Below are 16,621 nucleotides of genomic sequence, written 5' to 3'. Positions count from 1 at the left end.
GGCGTATGGCGACCCGCAAGCGCCCCCGGCGCGCAGCGAGACAGGCGCCCGAGCGTCCCGCGCCCGTGGACAGCGCGTCCGGTGAAGTCGCAGAAGGACTCGTCGACTTGGAGGGGTACCTCCTCGCGCACTCGGCGATCGACGAGGCCCGTGTGCAGGCCGCCTCCTTCACCCGCCGTCTCCCGTGGCTCACCGGGGAGCAGCGCCGCGAGGTGGAGACGCTCTACGCCGGCGACCATCTCGACCACACCCGCCGCTCCCTCCAGGCGACGACCCGGCGCGCCGGCGAACTGCGCCTCGAGTACCAGCACCGCTACGACCGGCTCAAGGCGCGCTGCACCGCGCTCTTCCTCGCGGCGACGGCGGCGGCGTCGGGCGTGCTGACGCTGCTGGGTCTGGCGGCCAGGAGCTGAGGGCGCACGACGGGAGCGCACATACAGCGGGGCGGGCACGCAGCCCGCCCCGCTTCCGCTGCCGCGGTCGGTTACCGGGAGTCCTCCTGGCGCGAACGCGATGTCGAGGGCGAGGTGTTCGCCTGCTCGCCGTCCTGCTGCGCCGGGATCGGCGTCTCCAGGGTGCCGTTCTCGAGGCTCTCCTCGATGGCGGAGACCGCCTTGTCGATCATGAGGTCCTGCTCGGCCTCCTGGCGTGCCTTGAGGTACGCCTGGCGCTCATGGCGCAGCGACTTGATCGTCGCCGCGCACATGAAGAGCATCACGACGCTGAACGGCAGGGCGATGATGATCGCCGTCGTCTGGAGCGTGGTGAGCGAATCGGTCCCCTTGCCGCCCGCGACGAGGAGCGCGATGGCCACGGCGCCCTCGGCGCACGACCAGAAGACGCGGCTCCACCTCGGCGGATCGGGATCGCCGCCGGAGGTGAGCATGTCGACGACGTAGGAGCCGGAGTCCGAGGAGGTGACGAAGAAGAGGACGATCAGCAGGATCGTCAGGCCGATGACGATCCCGGCGGCCGGCAGGGTCTCCAGCAGTTGGAAGAGCGCCGTGTCGTCGTTGACGCCGTCCCCGATGAGGCCGCCCTCGCCGAACACTTCGGTGTGGATGCCGGAACCGCCCAGGACGCTGTACCAGAAGAAGGTGAGCAGCGTCGGGACGAGCAGCACACCGCAGACGAACTCGCGGACGGTGCGCCCGCGCGAGATGCGTGCGATGAAGATGCCGACGAACGGGGACCAGGAGATCCACCAGCCCCAGTAGAAGATCGTCCAGTCCTTGGTCCAGTCGGTGCCGGCGCTGCCCTGGCTCGCGCCGGTGTCGAAGCTCATCTGGAGCACGGTCTGGAGGTAGCCTCCGATGTTCTGGATGAAGCCGCTGAAGATGAAGAGCGTCGGCCCCGCGACGAGGATGAAGAGCATCAGGGCGGCGGCGAGGCCCATGTTGATGTTGGAGAGCCACTTGATGCCCTTGCCGATGCCCGTGACGACGGAGATCGTCGCGAGCACCGTGATGCCGATGATCAGGGCGACTTGAAGGCCCTGGCCCGGGTTCTCCACCCAGCCGGAGAAGTCGAGTCCTGCGGAGATCTGCATCACGCCGAAGCCGAGCGAGGTGGCGACGCCGAAGAGCGTGCCGACGACGGCGATGACGTCGATGACGTTGCCGAGCCAGCCCTTGACGCGGTTGCCGAGGACCGGCTCCAGCGCCCAGCGGATCGAGACGGGGCGGCCCTTGCGGTGGATCGCGTAGGCGACGGCGAGGCCGACGACGACGTAGATCGCCCACGGGTGGATGCCCCAGTGCAGGAACGTCTGCACCATGGAGAACTCGGCCCTGTCGGCCGGGCTTTCACCGACGCCCGGTTTGGGTGCGTCGTAGAAGTTGAGCGGTTCGGCGACGCCCCAGAAGACGAGGCCGATGCCCATGCCGGCGGCGAAGAGCATCGAGAGCCAGGAGAGGAGGCTGTACTCGGCCTTCTCGTGGTCCTTGCCGAGCTTGATGTCGCCGAAGCGGCCTATCCCCACCCAGAGCGAGAAGATCACGAAGAGCGAGACGATGGCCATGTAGTACCAACTGAGCCCGCCCACGATGTTGTCCTGGATCGACGTCACCAGGTTCGCGGCCGACTCCTGGAAGATCACCGCGTAGAGCACGAAGGCCACGATGATGATCGCGGAGGGCCAGAAGACCCACGGGGCCACCGACGACTCCCGTTTCTTCGGACCGCCGGATGGTCGGTTCTCATCGGCCTCCGGCGGGGCCTCCCGCGTCTTCCCCGTCTGTTGCGCAGCCACACTCGTTCCCTTCGCGTTTGGGGCTGTGGTCATCACCCGGGCCCGTGGACGGCCCGGGCGAGGCGCGTGCCCGCGCCTCAGCCCCGTATGCATAACGAAGAGAAAACGTAGTCTTTGCCGCCGCTCGGTAGTACTCGGGTTCGAGCAGGTGTATGCGGCAGCCGTGCGGTCAACGCCTGCGCCAGGGAAGCCTTCTGGAGCCGCGCGGGTACTCGCCCCACGCCCGCGTCCGACCCGCGGCCTCGTCCTGGCGGTTCTCCTCCAGCGCGTTGACGGTGTGGTGCACGAGCCGCTGCGCCATCTCCCTGCGCCGGGCCGCCTCGTAGGCGCGGTGCTCGGCGCGCAGGCAGCGCAGCGTCGCGACGCAGGTGATCAGCATGATGACGCTGAAGGGCAGCGCCGTGATGATCGCTGTCGTCTGGAGCGTGGTGAGCGAGTCGGAGCCGGCGCCTCCGGCGAGGAGGAGCGCGATGGCGACGGCGCCCTCCGCGACCGACCAGAAGACCCGGCTCCAGATCGGTGGGTTCTGTTCGCCGCCCGAGGCAAGCATGTCGACGACGAACGAGCCGGAGTCCGAGGAGGTGACGAAGAAGAGGACGATCAGCAGGATCGTGACCCCCGAGACGAAGCCGGTCCACGGAAGGTTGTGGAGGAGCTGGAAGAGCGCCGTGTCGGTGTTGACGCCTCCCTCGGTGAGGTTGCCGCTCCCGAAGATCTCCTCCCAGAGCGCGGAGCCGCCGAGCGCGGAGTACCAGACGAAGGTGACGACGGTCGGCACCAGCAGCACGCCCGCGATGAACTCCCGCACGGTACGGCCGCGTGAGATGCGTGCGATGAAGATGCCGACGAACGGGGACCAGGAGATCCACCAGCCCCAGTAGAAGAGCGTCCACTGGCGCACCCACCCCGTGCCTTCGCTCCCGTGGTTGACGCCGGTGTCGAAGCTCATCTGGAGGAAGTTCTGAAGGTAGTTGCCGATGCTCTGGACGAGGGTGTTGAAGATGAACTCCGTGGGCCCCGTCACCAGCACGAAGATCATGAGTAGTGCAGCGATGGCGATGTTGAGGTTGGAGAGCAGCTTGATGCCGCGTCCTAGCCCCGAGACCACGGAGCCGATCGCGATCAACGTGATCACGATGATGAGGATCACCTGCAGGCCCTCGCCCGTGCTGTCCACCCAGCCGCTGTACTGCATCCCCGCGGAGATCTGCATCACGCCGAGGCCGAGCGAGGTGGCGACGCCGAAGAGGGTGCCGATGATGGCGATGACGTCGATGAGGTCGCCCCAGCCGCTCTTGACCCGGTTCCCGATGAGCGGCTCCAGCGTCCACCGGATCGAGACGGGGCGCCCCCTGCGGTGGACCGCGTAGGCGACGGCGAGGCCGACGACGGCGTAGATCGCCCAGGGGTGGACGCCCCAGTGCAGGAACGTCTGCCGCATCGCGAACTCCGAGCGTGCTGCGGAGCTTTCGCCGATGCCGGGCTTGGGGTCGTCGTAGAAGGTGAGCGGTTCGGCGACGCCCCAGAAGACGAGGCCGATGCCCATGCCCGCCGCGAAGAGCATCGAGAGCCAGGAGAGGAGGCCGAACTCCGGCTCGTCCTCGTCCCTGCCGAGCTTGATGTCGCCGAAGCGGCTGACGCCGACCCAGATCGAGAAGATCACGAAGAGCGAGACGATCGCCTGGTAGTACCAGCCGAGGTAGCCGATGATGTGGTCCTGCACCGTCGTCACGGCCGAGGCGGCCGACTTCGGGAAGAGCACCGCATAGAGGACGAAGAGCAGGATGACCACGGCGGAGGGCCAGAAGACCCGGTGCGCCACCGAACTCGTGGGGCCCTCCGACTCCTCCTCGGCCTCCGTCTCGCCGGCGGGTTGATCGGGCGGGTTCCCCGTGGGGTGCGCGGCCACGCTCGGCTCCCTTCTCAGTGGGGGGCGGAAGAGGCGCGCGGCACGGGTCCGCGCTGGACGGATGCGCGCGCAACTGGCTGGGATCTTATGTGTGTGTCCTGGTTTTTCCCGTTATTCCGTGGGCGCGGTGGGTTCGGAGGTCGTAGCGCAACCGTTGGCGCGGTGCCCGGTGGTCCGCGGTTCTCGGTGTGAACACCCGTCCGTCATGGCGGTGTTGACGAGATATGCCCGGAAGAGTGGCAAGGGTGTTCTCTGTGCCGAATCAGGACGGTTCTCCGCTAGCGTGTGCCGCCCGCTGCTCGCCGGTCTCCGAGCGCGGGCACACGTACGGCGGACGGAAAGGTTCCGGCATGTTCCGAGTGCGCAGGCGCGCAGGCGACCCGCAACACCCCCAGCACACCGGCGTATACGCACCGGGGACGCGCCGGCGCGCGGCGTGGCTCGCGGTGCCCGCAGTGGTGGTCGCCCTCGCGGCGGGCGCCGTCGCCTCCACGACGAGCGCCGCCGACCAGGTGCGGGGCGCCGACACCGCACCGGAGCGGATCGACCCGGACGCGGCCAACATCCGCGGCGAGAAGGTCTATCGGGGCCTCGGTCGCGAGCACCGCAGCGGGCGGATCGCCTATCCGGCCCGGCCCGTGCCTCCCGTCGGCGGCCCCCACAACCCCGTGTGGCAGAACGCCGACGGCGCCGTCTACGACCGGCCGCTCCGCAACGAGCACGCCGTCCACTCGCTGGAGCACGGCACCGTGTGGGTCACCTACGCGCCCGACGCGCCGGCTTCCGGTGTCCGGGCCCTGCGCAAGCAGGTGGAGGGCGTGCCCTACCGGATGATGAGCCCCGTGCCGAAGCAGGGCGCCCCGTTCAAACTGACCGCCTGGGGGCACCAGTTGAGCCTGCGCAGCGGCACGGACAAGCGGGCCGCGCAGTTCCTCGAGGCGTACACGCAGGGGCCGCAGACGCCCGAGGCCGGAGCGCCGGCGACCGGCGGACGGAAGACGCCGTGACCGCGGGCAACCTCCGCACCGCGGGCCCCTGCCTCGTCCTCGCCGCACTCCTCGGCGCGCTGCTCCTCACCGCCGGCGCACCCGCGGCAGAGCGCGAACCGGCGCGCGCCGCGGTGCCCGCGGAGGACTCGGCCGACGTGGGGTTCGCACGCGACATGTCCGTCCACCACCAGCAGGCGGTGGAGATGTCGTTCCACCTCTACCGCCACGGCTCCTCCGAGCGCCTCCGCACGCTCGCGTACGACATCGCGCAGGCGCAGGCGACGCAGCGCGGCATGATGCTCGGCTGGCTCGACCTGTGGGGGCGGAGCGCCTCCCCGAAGAACCCCATGGCGTGGATGGACATGCCGCCACCGAGCGACGCCGACCGCCGCGACGGCCGCCTCATGCCCGGCATGCTCAGCCGCACCGAACTCGCCCAACTCCTCGACGCCGAGGGGGAGAAGGCCGACACCCTCTTCCTCAAGCGCATGATCAGCCACCACCGCGGGGGCGTGCACATGGCGGAGGGAGCCGTCGAGCGCGCCGGGGAGCCGGTGGTGCGCCGTCTCGCCCAGGGCATGCTCGACGCGCAGAAGGCGGAGATCGACGAGATGACGCACCTGCTGCGCACCGTCGACGGCCCCGGCGGGGCGCCGTCCGACGCGGGGCACGGCGCGCATGCGACGTCGCCCGGGGGGTCGGGTAGCGCCCGGGAGCACTGACGTTGGGGTGCTCGGGTCGCGCGTAGCTCCAGCAACCAGCCCCGCGTGACGGGCGGTTCGCGCCGCCCGTCGAGGCTCGTGGGTGGGGCCGTCGACCATGGCGCCCGTAGTCCCGTCCGGTGTGTCAGCCGTTCGGTACGGTGCGCCCGCCGGGAGGTGCGCGTCCGCGCGGAAGGGGCGGCTGCCGGGTGCGCGGTGGACCACTGAGGTTGCGTTGTCCGGCGCCGTGGCGGCCGCCTTCACGTTGGGAGGCGCGTCGCAGCAACCGGGTTGCACGACGGCGCAGTTCGCGTCGTCGGGAGGCGGAAGTGGCGGGGGCCGTCGACGGTGGGGGTTGCGGGTTCCGGCCCTCCGGGGCCGGTGTGCGCGAGTCGTGGCCTCGGGTGGCTACGGAGCCGCAGCGGGCATGAGCTTCCCGGCGCACCGGCCTTCGCGCCCGAACGTGGATCGAAACCAACCAGTCTGAGAGGCAGGGCAGTTGACGCCGCGAGGACCGGCCCGGCCGCTGCGACGCGGCGGCGTCCTGGTCTGCGTCGTCGGGGCGGCGGTGACCAGGCACGAGCCTCGGGCCCGCTGAGCGCGGGCCCGAGGGATGTACCGGTGGGTCTGTTGTGCTAGCGCGGGCAGTGGGCGGTGCGGCTGATGCGCAGGGCCTTCGGGTGGTGCCTGACCTCCAGCTTGCCCTTGAAGTGCGGCGGGATGCACCGGCGCTGGTTGTTGATGAGCAGGAACTCGACCGCGTTGCGGCGGGTGTTGTTCTGCACCCAGTACTGGCGCGGCGTGATCCGCTGCCAGCGCCCGGTGACACGGTTGAACTGCGCCGTCTTGTGGGTGAAGTGCCGGTCGCGGTAGAGGCAGACGTACCGCGGTGCGCAGCGGTCGGTCCGCTGCGCTGCCGGGGCGGCCTGCTCCTGCTGGGTCGTCGCCTGGGTCCTGCTAGGGGCTGTCTGCGCACCCGCGGTGGCCGGTACGGCGGTGAACGCGATGGCTGCGGCCGCGAGAGCGGCGGGGACGGTGAACTTCCTGGCGTTGTGGAACACGCGAACTCCCTTGCTGCGAACAGTGATCGGTGAACTACGTGCACTGGACCCGGGCGACCGCGCAGGACATGAGCCTGGGAGCGGGAGGGGGGTCGAAGCGGAATCGAGCGGCCGGATCGCCTCGACCGGGTCGGGGGCCCGGGATGCCGGGCGGCCCGAGAACACTGTGGGGCCGAGGCGCGGGGGCCGCTACGGAACGTCGGCCAAACCGCCGCCAGGGGTGAGCCTCGGGGAGGTCGCGTTGACACGGGCTCGGACGCCAGGCCGAGATGAGGGACGGGCGCGGACTCTCCTCGTATGCGCGTACGTCAGGCAGGGCCGCCGAGGGCGGACGTCAACTGCCGCGCCGCGCCCGTGACTTCGTCGATCACGCCGGGCACGGCCTCGGGCGGGAGGCGGAAGACGGGCGCGGAGACGTTGAGCGCCGCGGTCACCGTGCCCCGGTGGTCGCGCACTGGCGCGGCAACGGCGACGAGCCCCGGTTCGTACTCCTCCGCTGCGAGGACGTACCCGGCGGCGCGCTCCGCGCTCAGCCGCTCCAGCAGCGCGGGGAGCGTGCGCGGGGCCTGCTCGGTGCCGGGGAGTCGGCCGTCGGAGCCCGCCTGGGCGGCGTCGCCGAGGAGGCCGCGCACCTCGTCGTCGCCGAGGCCGAGCAGGAGCGCGCGTCCCGAGGAGGTGCAATTGACCGGTGTCGCGCGGCCGATCCATTCGTGTGCCTGGAGGCCGCGCACCGGCCGCTCGGTGAGGACGGTCACGGCGCTGGCGCCGCTGAGCACCGTCAGATAGGCGGGCTCGCGGAGGCTCTGCACGAGCTGCCGCAGCACGCCGGGGGCTTCCTGGCGGAGACGCTCCCCGCCGGCGGCTCCGGCGAGCGCGAAGACCTGCCAGCCGATCCGGTACTCCAGGCTCGAAGGGTCCCGCTCGACGAAACCGGCGTCGGCGAGCACCTTCAGCGTCCGCGACACCTGCGTCTTCTCCCGACCGAGCGCCGACGCCACGCCCTGTACGCCCTGGGGTCCCGAGCCCAGGACCCGCAGGACGTCGAGCGCCCGCTGCACGCTGCTCAGCGACTCAGCCGCCATCGTCCCGACCGCCTTTCCTCGGTGCCCCAAGGGTGCAGGCGGCGTGCGTATGGAGCAACTCGCGTTGGTCGATGGGCACCCGCGCTTCGTACGGTCGCAGACATGTGTGGCATCGCAGCAATCCATCCCCGGCGGAGCGCCGAAGCCTCCGACGCCGAGCCCTGTCCTGGTCAGGGCGCCGTGCAGGAGCGCGGTGCCCGGATGCTCGACCGGCTCGCGCACCGCGGGCCCGACGACGTCGACGCGCGTCGGGTCGGCGCCTCCTGGCTCGGCCACCGCCGGCTCTCCCTCCTCGACCTCGAAGGCGGCCGCCAGCCGCTCACCGGGCCGGAAGCGCCGGAGACCGCCTGGACGCTCGTCTGCAACGGCGAGATCTACAACGATCCCGAACTCCGCGCCCGCTACGGCGACGACCACTACCTGACCACCTCCGACTCCGAGTCGGCGCTCGTCGCCCTGCGCACCGAGGGCGCCGCAGGACTCGCCCGGCTCGGCGGCATGTGGGCGCTCTGCGCCGCGACCCCGGACGGGCGGTTCCTCGCGGCCCGCGACCGGATCGGGATCAAGCCGCTCTTCTGGGCACGCACCCCCGACGCCGTCCACTTCGCCTCCGAACTCCGCGCGTTCGACGCCGACGTCCAGCCGTACGCCGAGATGTTCCCGCCCGGGCACTGGTGGACGCCCGAGGACGGTCTCCACCGGTTCGCGGAGCCCGTGCCCGAGCGCGCGGCGGCCGACGTCTGGGACGGGGTGAGCGCGCGAGTACAGGAGAAGGCGACGCACGAGGTGGTCGCCGACTCCGTGCGGCGGCACCTGCGGGCCGACGTGGAGGTCGGCGTCTTCCTCTCCGGCGGGCTCGACTCCAGCCTCGTCGCGGCCGTCGCTGCCGAGGAGTACGCGGCGCAGGGCCGCACGTTGAAGACGTTCGCCGTCGGCACCCCCGACTCGCCCGACCTCCTCGCGGCCCGCGAAGCCGCCGCCCACCTCGGTACCGAGCACCACGAGGCGCTCCTCGACGCGGAGTCCGCGACGGCCGCGCTCGACGAGGTGGTGGCCGGCGTGGAGAACTTCGACGCCGGGCTGATCCGCAGCGCCGTGCCCAACTGGTTCCTCTCGCAGCTCGCCGCCCGGCACGTCAAGGCGGTCCTCACGGGCGAGGGCGCCGACGAACTCTTCGCCGGCTACGGCTACTACCACCGCGAGCACGCGGACCCCGAGGCGCTCGACGTCGAACTCCGGCGCACCGTCGGCCTGTTGCACGGCCTCAACCTGCAACGGTGCGACCGCGTCACGATGGCGCACGGCCTGGAGGCGCGCGTCCCCTTCCTCGACTCCGACGTGATCGCCCACGCGATGTCGCTGCCGCTCGCGACGAAGTCCCTGGAGCAGGTGGGCGAGGACCCCGACGACGTCATGGAGAAGGCACACCTGCGCCGCGCCTTCGCGGGATACCTCCCCGACCGCCTGCTGTGGCGGCGCAAGGTGCAGTTCGGCACCGGCAGCGGCGCGGGAAGCCTGCTGACGCCGTACTGGGAGGAACAGCTCGACGACGACGAACTCACCGCCGCACGGCGGGAGTCCGGCGTCCCGCTCCGCTCCAAGGAGGAGCTCGCCTACTACCGGGCCTTCCGGCGCGCGCTGCCGAAGGTGCGGGTCGAGAAGGTGCTGACGAGGTTCGCCGAGGGGTGATGCCGGCCGGGGTGCTGTCCGGCGGCCTGTGCCGACGAGGGCCTTCCGGCAGCCGGGTGCGGACCTTGCAGCCCGTGCCGAGTCGGAAGGCCCTCCTGGCGCGCGCCTTACGACGCCGGATCGCTGCCCCGACTCCGGGAGGCGGCAGCCGCGTGCCGCACGTCATGACGCCGTGGGCGCCGTCCGCGAGACTCCGTGAGGCCACCGCGGGGCACACGCCTGCGGCTCACCAGGCGACGACTCCTTCGTCGTCGAAGAAGCCGCCGCGGGGCCCGTCGTCGGGCAGGGTGGCGAGGCGGACGGCGATGGCGGCGCCCTGCTCCGGTGCGCGTTCGCCGGCGAATCCGGTGAACTCGGTTGCGACATATCCGGGGCAACCCGTGTTCACGATGATGTTCGTGTCGGCGAACCGGCGGGCGTACTGGGCGGTGATGCTGTTGAGCATCGTCTTCGACGGTGCGTAGGCGGCCATGATCCGGCCGCTCTGGAGCGTCAACGAGCCCATGCTGCTGGACATGTTGACGATCCGGGGCGAGTCGGCACGGCTGAGCAGGGGGAGCATTGCGTTGGTGACCCGCACGACCCCGAACACGTTCGTTTCCAGGACGGTGCGCAGCACGTCGAGGTCGAGGGTGGTCGGGTCCTGCGCGCCGTCGTCGAACCGGCCGGAGATTCCTGCGTTGTTGACGAGCACGTCGAGGCGCCCGGCCGTCTTCTCGATGCTCGTCGCCGCTGCGGCCGCGCTGTCGTCGGAGGTGACGTCCAGGGCGACCCCGAACGCGTCGATGCCCGAGGCGCGGAGCTGCTCCACGGCCTCCTGGCGCCTGGTGTCGTCGCGCGCTCCCACGGCGACGGTGTAGCCGAGGGCTCCGAGGCCCTGTGCTGCGGCGAAGCCGATTCCCTTGTTCGCGCCGGTGATGAGCGCGGTCTTGGTGTCCTTCACGCCGTTCATGCTCTGCGCTCCCTGCCCGCTTCGTCCAATATGGGCTGAATAAGCCGTGATACTTCTGGGGTATCAGAGAGAGGCTGCCCCCGATGGACGATCTTGAGACCCGTGAGCTGCGGTACTTCGTCGCGGTCGCCGAGGAACTGCACTTCGGGCGTGCGGCTCAGCGGCTCGGGATCGCGCAGCCACCGCTGTCGCGCGCCGTCCGACAACTGGAACGTCGACTCGGCGTCCAACTCCTGCAACGGGACCGACGGAGCGTGGCCCTCACCGAAGCCGGCAGTGTGCTGCTGCGGGAGGCCCGGACCGTCCTCGACGCGGCCGCCGCCGCGGCCCGCAGGACCCGGCGGGCAGCCGATCCCCAGCACCCCGTCAGGCTCGTGACGAAAGCAGGGGCGTCGCACGAGCTGCTGCAACGGCTCCTCGCAGCCTCGGCGGCCGACGCGGAGGCGGCACCGGTGGAGGTGGTGCTGTGCGAGGTCGGCGAGCAGGCACGGTTCCTCCGCAGCGGGCGCGCGGACGTGGCACTCATGCACCGGCCGGTGGACGACCTCGCCGGCTTCGACACCGAGGACCTCTGCACCGAAGGCCAGGTCGCCCTCCTCCCCTCGGGGCACCCGCTCGCCGAGCGCCCCTGGCTCACCCTCGCGGACGTCCGCGACGTGCCGGACCTGCCCATGGCCCGCTGGCCCCGGCTCGACGGGTCCTACCCCGACGGCCCCGGGCCGGAGGTGCACACCCAGTCACAGCTCGCTCAGCTCGTCGCGCTCGGCAAGACGCTGCTCGTCATCCCGGCCTCCAGTCGGGCTTGGCAGTGGCCCGAGCACGTCGCGGTGCCCGTCACGGACGCCCGGGAGATCACCACGGTGCTCGCCTGGCCGCCCGGCCGCCGCTCACCGGCCGTCGCCGCACTCGCCAGGGCCGCGGCCGGGCTCCGTACGTCGCCGAGCACGCCCGCGTGCTGAGTGCGCCGCGCCCTGACACCGGTCTGGAACGGATCGGTTCGCGCTCACCGCTCCTTGAGGCTAACGGGCGCGCGTCGTCGACCAGTTGGTTCAGGCGGAAGCGCCCAGCGGCGCGGTCGGTCGAGTCTGCGTCGGACGGAGCGACAGGCTTGTGGGTGCGCCCCCGACGTGCGCCTTTTCGCCCGCGTCCGCCTGTCCGGGGCGCGCGTGTAGCCTGGCCGGCGGCGTACGGCGGGGCTTCGGCCGGAGTCCGACGAGCCGGACCGAGCCCCAGAGGCGGGGCCGGGGCGCCGAGGAGCGAGCCGCCGAGGAAGAGATGCACAGCGAGTACCGAACCGATCCGCAGCGGCACCTCCTCGACCTGCTCGTCTGCCCCGTCTGCGGTGGGCGGCTCGAACCGGTGGAGGGCGCGGCCCAGTGCGCGCGGCGGCACACCTTCAACCGCGCGCGGCAGGGGTATCTGAGCCTCCCCGTCGGCAACACGCAGCAGGCCGCCGACACTTCGGCGATGGTGCAGGCGCGCGAGGAGTTCCTCACCGCAGGACACTACGGGCCCCTGGCGGCCGCACTCGCAGGTGCCGCGGCCGCTCGGGCGCCGCAGAACGCGGCCGTCCTCGACGCGGGCACCGGCACGGGGCACTACCTCGCCGCCGTCCTCGACGCGCTGCCGGACGCCGTCGGACTCGGCCTCGACACCTCGAAGTTCGCCCTCCGCCGCGCCGCGCGGGCCCACCCGCGCGCGGCGGCGGCGAGCGGTGACGTCTGGCGCCCGCTGCCCGTCCGCACCGGCGCCTTCGACCTCGTGCTCGACGTCTTCGCACCGCGCAACGGCCCCGAGTTCCACCGTGCGCTGCGCCCCGGCGGCGCCGTCCTCGTCGTCACGCCCACGCCCCGGCACCTCGCCGAGCTGCGCCGGCAGACCGGGATGCTCTCGGTCGACGGTGCCAAAGAGGAGCGCCTCCAGCGTGCGTTGGGGGAGGACTTCACCCAAGTCGGCGAAGAGCAGGTGGAGTTCGAACTCGTCCTCGCCCCCGACGACCTCCACCGCCTCGCCGCGATGGGGCCGACGGGACACCACGTCGCGCCCGCGGAGCTGCGCAGGCGCGTGGAGGCGCTCGGCGACCGGTTCGAGGTGACGGCTTCGCTGCGGCTGTCGGTGCACGAGGCGCGCTGAACGGGTTCGGAGATGCAGGCCGCCCTCGATCCAGCCGCGCAGGGTGTCGGTCTTCTCCTGCGGCCACGGACCGCCGTCCTCGGGAGGCGGCACGGTGCTGTTGGCCACCGCCTGGAAGACGTGCTTGGCGTTCTCCGGTACCGGCATCGACGTGCAGTCGTCGAGGTGGACGTCGCGCGGCCATGTGCTCGACGTCCACGTCCGTGAAGAGGGGGCGGACGTCGGAGGCGAAGCCTCCTCCCGTTGCCGGCGGTGCCTGCCGCCGGCTCGGAGGGGGTGTGGCCCGTCGCGTGCGGCACGTACCGCGGGGGCGGCCGCCTGCACGGGAACGGCGTAGGCCAGGCGAACTGAACCGCGGTGCAGAGGGGTTGAGGGGGCTCACGGTTTGCGGGCGACGCCCGCGAAGAAGCCGACGTCGGTGTCCTCCATCTCGGGCGGGGCGTCGGCGCGCCAGCGATGCGTGGTGACGAGGCCGGGCGGGAGGAGGTCGAGCCCGTCGAAGAAGGAGCCGATCTCCTTGCGCGAGCGCATCCGCAGCGACGTGCCGCCGCGGTTGTAGAGGGACTCGGCGGTGCTGGTGTCCTCGGGCGAGGCGAAGTCGTTGGTGACGTGCGAGAGGACGAGGAAGCTCCCCGAGGGCAGCGGCTCCATGAGACGCCGCACGAGGCCGTACGGGTCGGCGTCGTCCGGGACGAAGTGCATCAGGGCGACGAGGGAGAGCGCGACGGGCGCGTCGAGGTCGAGCACCTCGCGCACCTCGGGAGCGTCGATGAGGGCGTCGTCGCGCACGTCGGCGTCGACGTAGACGGTGCGGCCCTCGGGGCTGCTGCGGAGGAGCGCGTCGGCGTACTCCAGGACGAGCGGATCGTTGTCGGCGTAGACGACGCGGCACTCCGGCGCGACCGCCTGCGCGACCTGGTGGAGGTTGGGCTTGGTCGGGATGCCCGTGCCGACGTCGAGGAACTGCCGCACCCCGTACTCGGCCGCGAGGGTGCGCACCGCGCGGTGCATGAACGCGCGGTTGGCGCGGGCCGCGGTGAGCACCGTCGGGTAGGTGGCGATGACGGCGTTGGCCGCGTGCCGGTCGACCTCGAACCAGTCCTTGCCGCCCAGGTAGTAGTCGTACATCCGGGCCGAGTGCGGTTTGGACGTGTCGATGCGCTCGTGCGGATCGGTCATCCGGTCCCTCCCCGTGTGTCGGCCTGTCGCGGTGCGTGACGAGGCTACCGGGCGGTGGGGGTTGGCGCAGTAGGGCGTCAACTTCCCTCCGTGGGGCACCGGTTGGTCGCGGTGCGGGGGCCGCCCGAGGGGGACGAGCCCCTGCCCTGGTCACACTGCGGGCAGGGGCGGTGAGTTGCTCAGCGTGCGTGCTCCTGGACGTCCGTGACGAAGGCGGTCCAGGTTGAGGGGGAGAAGTGGAGGTGCGCGCGCCGGGTGTCCTTACTGTCGCGGACGGGGATGCTGCCGGCGGACGCGTGCCCCGGGGCCCACTCGACGCAGTTGCCCCCTTGGTGGTCGCTGTGGCTGGACTTGATCCATTGCATTTCGCTCATGTTCCGACCTCACGCTATCGATGTACGCGGCCGAGTCCCGGGCGCTCAGGGAACCCGCCCGGACGAGATCGTAGATCCTGACCGCGTTGTTCACGCTGTCAGTTGCTTGATAAGGGCGCCCACCCTGCGGCCCCTCCACGTAGACCTGCGGTCCGCTGCCGGGGATGTCCAGCACTACGTACGCCGCGCTGATCGCCACGTCAGCGGAAGAGAACGGGAGCACCTGCACGGTGAGCGTGGGGTGACGCCTCATCATCGCGAGTATGTGACTCATCTGATCCGCCATGGTCCGTGACGATCCGACGATGTTCCACAGGGCCGGTTCGCACAGAACTACCCACACAGTGGGAGGAGTTACCGCTTCGAGTACCTCGTGCCTGCGGAGTCGGCTGGTCACCTTGGCGTCGATGTCCTGGGGAGGGCGTGGACGTGCGCCGCTCAGCGACGCGCGAGCATACTCCGGAGTCTGAAGCAGCCCCATGACGAACATGGTGGAGAAGTCGCGAATCGCCGACGCCTCGCGCTCGGCATCGATGTATGGAGCGAACCACGCCGGGTGCTCTCCCTCCGTGATGCGTCGAAGCTGTCGAACGAAGAGGTCGCCCGTGTTGAACGCTTTGTCGCACCCTTCAGCGAAACGGAGAGTCGGGATCACCGTCCCGGTCTCCACCTTGCTCACGTAGGTGCGGCTGTAGCCGGTCGCCATCGTGAGCCCCGTTTGGGACATCCCCCGCGCGATCCGCACTCTGCGTACGTCGTCGCCGAATGTGTCCCCCGATGCGTTCACAACAGTTGATCTTGGTTGTCGCTTCGGCATGTCTGACCAGTCCCAACAGTTTTTGAGCAAGGTCATGGGTCGGCTCGTCGTGTGAACAGAGCCGAGCACACCGCCACATCCTACGCCGCTGCGTGTTGCCCTCGACACAGTCAGTGAAAGGACAGCGTATGCAGCAGCACGCAATCACCGCATCCGATCGGGCCGTTGGCGAGCTTCGCACGGCCCTCGTCGGCGTCGGCATCCAACTGCCGTTCCTGGGCGTCGACTTGCTCCTCCCTCCACCCGCTCCCCAGTACCCCGCGATCACACTCGGGCGCTGCACGGCGGAGACCGCCCGAGCGCTGGCGAACGCCCTCCGGAAGGAGCCGACATGCCGGAACCACTGATCGGAACGCTCGTCCGCGACGGTGAATCGGGTGTCGTGGGCGTCCTCCAGGACGTACTCGATTTCGTGGACCCGGCCGCGCTGCCGGGTACCGCTCGACCGGTCCGCACGGCGTTCGTGCGCCCGCTCGCGGGAGGCGTCGAGAGGGGGTGCAAACCCGAAGCGCTCGTCCCTGCGGGGTCGTTCGGCTGCCCGCACCCGACGCTGGAGCAGCGGGAGGACGGCAAGTACTGCACGAAGTGCAACAGCCTCATCTACCGGACTCCCAAGTGAACCCCCGCCCCCTTGCCGGACGGCCCTCGGGCGCGGCGAGGGGGCGGGCGCCATGGCCTCCGCGCCGATTCCGCCTGGACGCACGCCAGTTGGGCGACGCGGCCTCGCAGGCGAGCGCCCCGCCCGCCCGTGTCGCCACCGCGGGCGATCGCCGCTTCCGCGCTGTCGAGGTGAGGGGGAGCGGCAGCGGGCCGTGGTGCACGCCCGACGAAGCAGCCCTATGCCTGCGGAAGTTGGCCGTCCGCGCGCGGTAGTGGTCAGGGGCCGTCGGTCCCGGCCGCGTCGAGGCGGCGTTCGATCCGCCGGAGGGCGGCGCGGAGTTCGTCGATGTCGGCCTTGTCGGCGCTCTGGTCGGCCGCTTTGAGCTTGACGAGGAGCGTGCCGCCGGGCTCCAGCGTGACGAGGGACGACTCGCTGACGTCGTCGCCGCCCTGCCGGCGCACGGCGGCGCGCACGTCCGAGGTGCGCAGGCCGAGCCGGGCGATCGTGCGCCGGCGCGGGCGTCCGTCCTCGACGAGCACGAGCGGATGCCCCTCCAGGAGTTGCCGCACCCGCTGGAACCGGGACGCGGCGTGCACGACCGCGGAGTTGGCCGCGAGGAGCACCGCGGCCCCGAAGAGCCCGCCGGCGAGCGAGTCGTCCTGTCCGATCACCGCGTTCTGCACGACGTTGGAGAGGAGCAGCATCACCACCAGGTCCAATGTGTTGAGCTGCGCGAGGTCCCGCCGCCCCACGGCGCGCAGCAGGAAGACGATGGCGGCGTAGACGAGGACCGTGCGGAGCGCCTTCTCGCCGTAGGGGACGCCGGTGGTGAGCAGGTCGTGCCACATCAGGGCGTGCGCCGGGGGAGCGTCGACGGGAGCGC

Annotated in this window: 16 protein-coding genes and 1 pseudogene; 8 read left to right on the top strand and 9 right to left on the bottom strand. The window is 71.2% G+C overall.

Features of this window, described 5'->3' with window-relative positions; all coding sequences use genetic code 11:
• Positions 1-5 precede the first annotated feature (5 nt).
• On the top strand, positions 6-413 hold the full coding sequence (locus tag F603_RS0115875) for a hypothetical protein (protein WP_019546995.1): 408 nt from the start codon (positions 6-8) through the stop codon (positions 411-413).
• Positions 414-484: 71 nt separating this feature from the next.
• Here F603_RS0115875 and F603_RS0115870 read toward each other — a convergent pair whose 3' ends face one another.
• Both F603_RS0115870 and F603_RS0115865 read right to left on the bottom strand, forming a co-directional pair.
• Positions 485-2,251 (bottom strand): BCCT family transporter, encoded by a 1,767-nt coding sequence (locus F603_RS0115870; RefSeq protein WP_245600793.1) that lies wholly within the window; start codon positions 2,249-2,251, stop codon positions 485-487.
• Between the two features lie 169 nt (positions 2,252-2,420).
• Positions 2,421-4,160: a BCCT family transporter gene (locus tag F603_RS0115865; RefSeq protein WP_019546993.1), complete on the bottom strand. Its 1,740-nt coding sequence runs from the start codon at positions 4,158-4,160 to the stop codon at positions 2,421-2,423.
• Positions 4,161-4,510: 350 nt separating this feature from the next.
• On the opposite strand from F603_RS0115865, the gene F603_RS0115860 reads away from it, so the two are divergent.
• Positions 4,511-5,167 carry a thioredoxin-like domain-containing protein gene (locus F603_RS0115860; protein WP_019546992.1) on the top strand — a complete coding sequence of 219 codons (657 nt, stop codon included), beginning with the start codon at positions 4,511-4,513 and terminating at the stop codon, positions 5,165-5,167.
• Positions 5,164-5,871, top strand: a complete 708-nt coding sequence (locus F603_RS0115855; RefSeq protein ID WP_019546991.1) for a DUF305 domain-containing protein — start codon at positions 5,164-5,166, stop codon at positions 5,869-5,871. Before F603_RS0115860 ends, F603_RS0115855 begins: the two co-directional genes overlap by 4 nt.
• 614 nt (positions 5,872-6,485) lie before the next feature.
• On the opposite strand, the gene F603_RS0115850 is transcribed toward F603_RS0115855, so the two are convergent.
• Positions 6,486-6,911 carry a hypothetical protein gene (locus tag F603_RS0115850; RefSeq protein WP_019546990.1) on the bottom strand — a complete coding sequence of 142 codons (426 nt, stop codon included), beginning with the start codon at positions 6,909-6,911 and terminating at the stop codon, positions 6,486-6,488.
• A gap of 308 nt (positions 6,912-7,219) precedes the next feature.
• On the bottom strand, positions 7,220-7,993 hold the full coding sequence (locus F603_RS0115845) for an IclR family transcriptional regulator (RefSeq protein ID WP_019546989.1): 774 nt from the start codon (positions 7,991-7,993) through the stop codon (positions 7,220-7,222).
• A 102-nt stretch (positions 7,994-8,095) separates the two neighbouring features.
• On the opposite strand from F603_RS0115845, the gene asnB reads away from it, so the two are divergent.
• A complete protein-coding gene (gene asnB / locus F603_RS0115840) occupies positions 8,096-9,682 on the top strand; it encodes an asparagine synthase (glutamine-hydrolyzing) (RefSeq protein ID WP_245600792.1) in 1,587 nt (528 codons plus the stop codon).
• Positions 9,683-9,908: 226 nt separating this feature from the next.
• Here asnB and F603_RS0115835 read toward each other — a convergent pair whose 3' ends face one another.
• Positions 9,909-10,634, bottom strand: a complete 726-nt coding sequence (locus F603_RS0115835) for an SDR family oxidoreductase (RefSeq protein ID WP_019546987.1) — start codon at positions 10,632-10,634, stop codon at positions 9,909-9,911.
• An 83-nt stretch (positions 10,635-10,717) separates the two neighbouring features.
• Here F603_RS0115835 and F603_RS0115830 point away from each other — a divergent pair, with 83 nt between their 5' ends.
• The gene (locus F603_RS0115830) at positions 10,718-11,593 is read left to right on the top strand and encodes a LysR family transcriptional regulator (protein WP_019546986.1); all 876 of its coding nucleotides are present in this window, start codon (positions 10,718-10,720) and stop codon (positions 11,591-11,593) included.
• A 316-nt stretch (positions 11,594-11,909) separates the two neighbouring features.
• The gene (locus F603_RS0115825) at positions 11,910-12,767 is read left to right on the top strand and encodes a methyltransferase domain-containing protein (RefSeq protein WP_019546985.1); all 858 of its coding nucleotides are present in this window, start codon (positions 11,910-11,912) and stop codon (positions 12,765-12,767) included.
• A gap of 378 nt (positions 12,768-13,145) precedes the next feature.
• Here the strand turns inward: F603_RS0115825 and F603_RS0115820 are convergent, their stop codons facing one another.
• The 3 genes and pseudogenes from F603_RS0115820 to F603_RS0115815 form a co-directional block, all read right to left on the bottom strand.
• Entirely contained in the window at positions 13,146-13,946 is an 801-nt protein-coding gene (locus tag F603_RS0115820; RefSeq protein ID WP_019546984.1) for an SAM-dependent methyltransferase, read from the bottom strand.
• Between the two features lie 179 nt (positions 13,947-14,125).
• Complete coding sequence (locus F603_RS35890) at positions 14,126-14,320, bottom strand: DUF397 domain-containing protein (RefSeq protein WP_078503681.1); 195 nt, start codon at positions 14,318-14,320, stop codon at positions 14,126-14,128.
• A 28-nt stretch (positions 14,321-14,348) separates the two neighbouring features.
• Positions 14,349-15,137, bottom strand: a pseudogene (locus F603_RS0115815) (helix-turn-helix domain-containing protein); the annotation flags it as partial.
• Between the two features lie 128 nt (positions 15,138-15,265).
• Between F603_RS0115815 and F603_RS35590 the strand changes: the two are divergent.
• Together F603_RS35590 and F603_RS0115805 are read left to right on the top strand one after the other, a co-directional pair.
• The gene (locus F603_RS35590) at positions 15,266-15,484 is read left to right on the top strand and encodes a hypothetical protein (RefSeq protein ID WP_019546982.1); all 219 of its coding nucleotides are present in this window, start codon (positions 15,266-15,268) and stop codon (positions 15,482-15,484) included.
• A complete protein-coding gene (locus tag F603_RS0115805) occupies positions 15,469-15,756 on the top strand; it encodes a hypothetical protein (RefSeq protein ID WP_019546981.1) in 288 nt (95 codons plus the stop codon). Before F603_RS35590 ends, F603_RS0115805 begins: the two co-directional genes overlap by 16 nt.
• A 257-nt stretch (positions 15,757-16,013) precedes the next feature.
• On the opposite strand, the gene F603_RS0115800 is transcribed toward F603_RS0115805, so the two are convergent.
• The gene (locus F603_RS0115800; RefSeq protein WP_019546980.1) at positions 16,014-16,586 is read right to left on the bottom strand and encodes a DUF421 domain-containing protein; all 573 of its coding nucleotides are present in this window, start codon (positions 16,584-16,586) and stop codon (positions 16,014-16,016) included.
• Positions 16,587-16,621 lie beyond the last annotated feature (35 nt).

Origin of the sequence: Streptomyces sulphureus DSM 40104 (genome assembly GCF_000381025.1) — a bacterium.
In the GTDB taxonomy this organism is placed as follows: Bacteria; Actinomycetota; Actinomycetes; order Streptomycetales; family Streptomycetaceae; genus Streptomyces; species Streptomyces sulphureus.
This window is presented reverse-complemented; position numbering and strand designations above follow the sequence as displayed.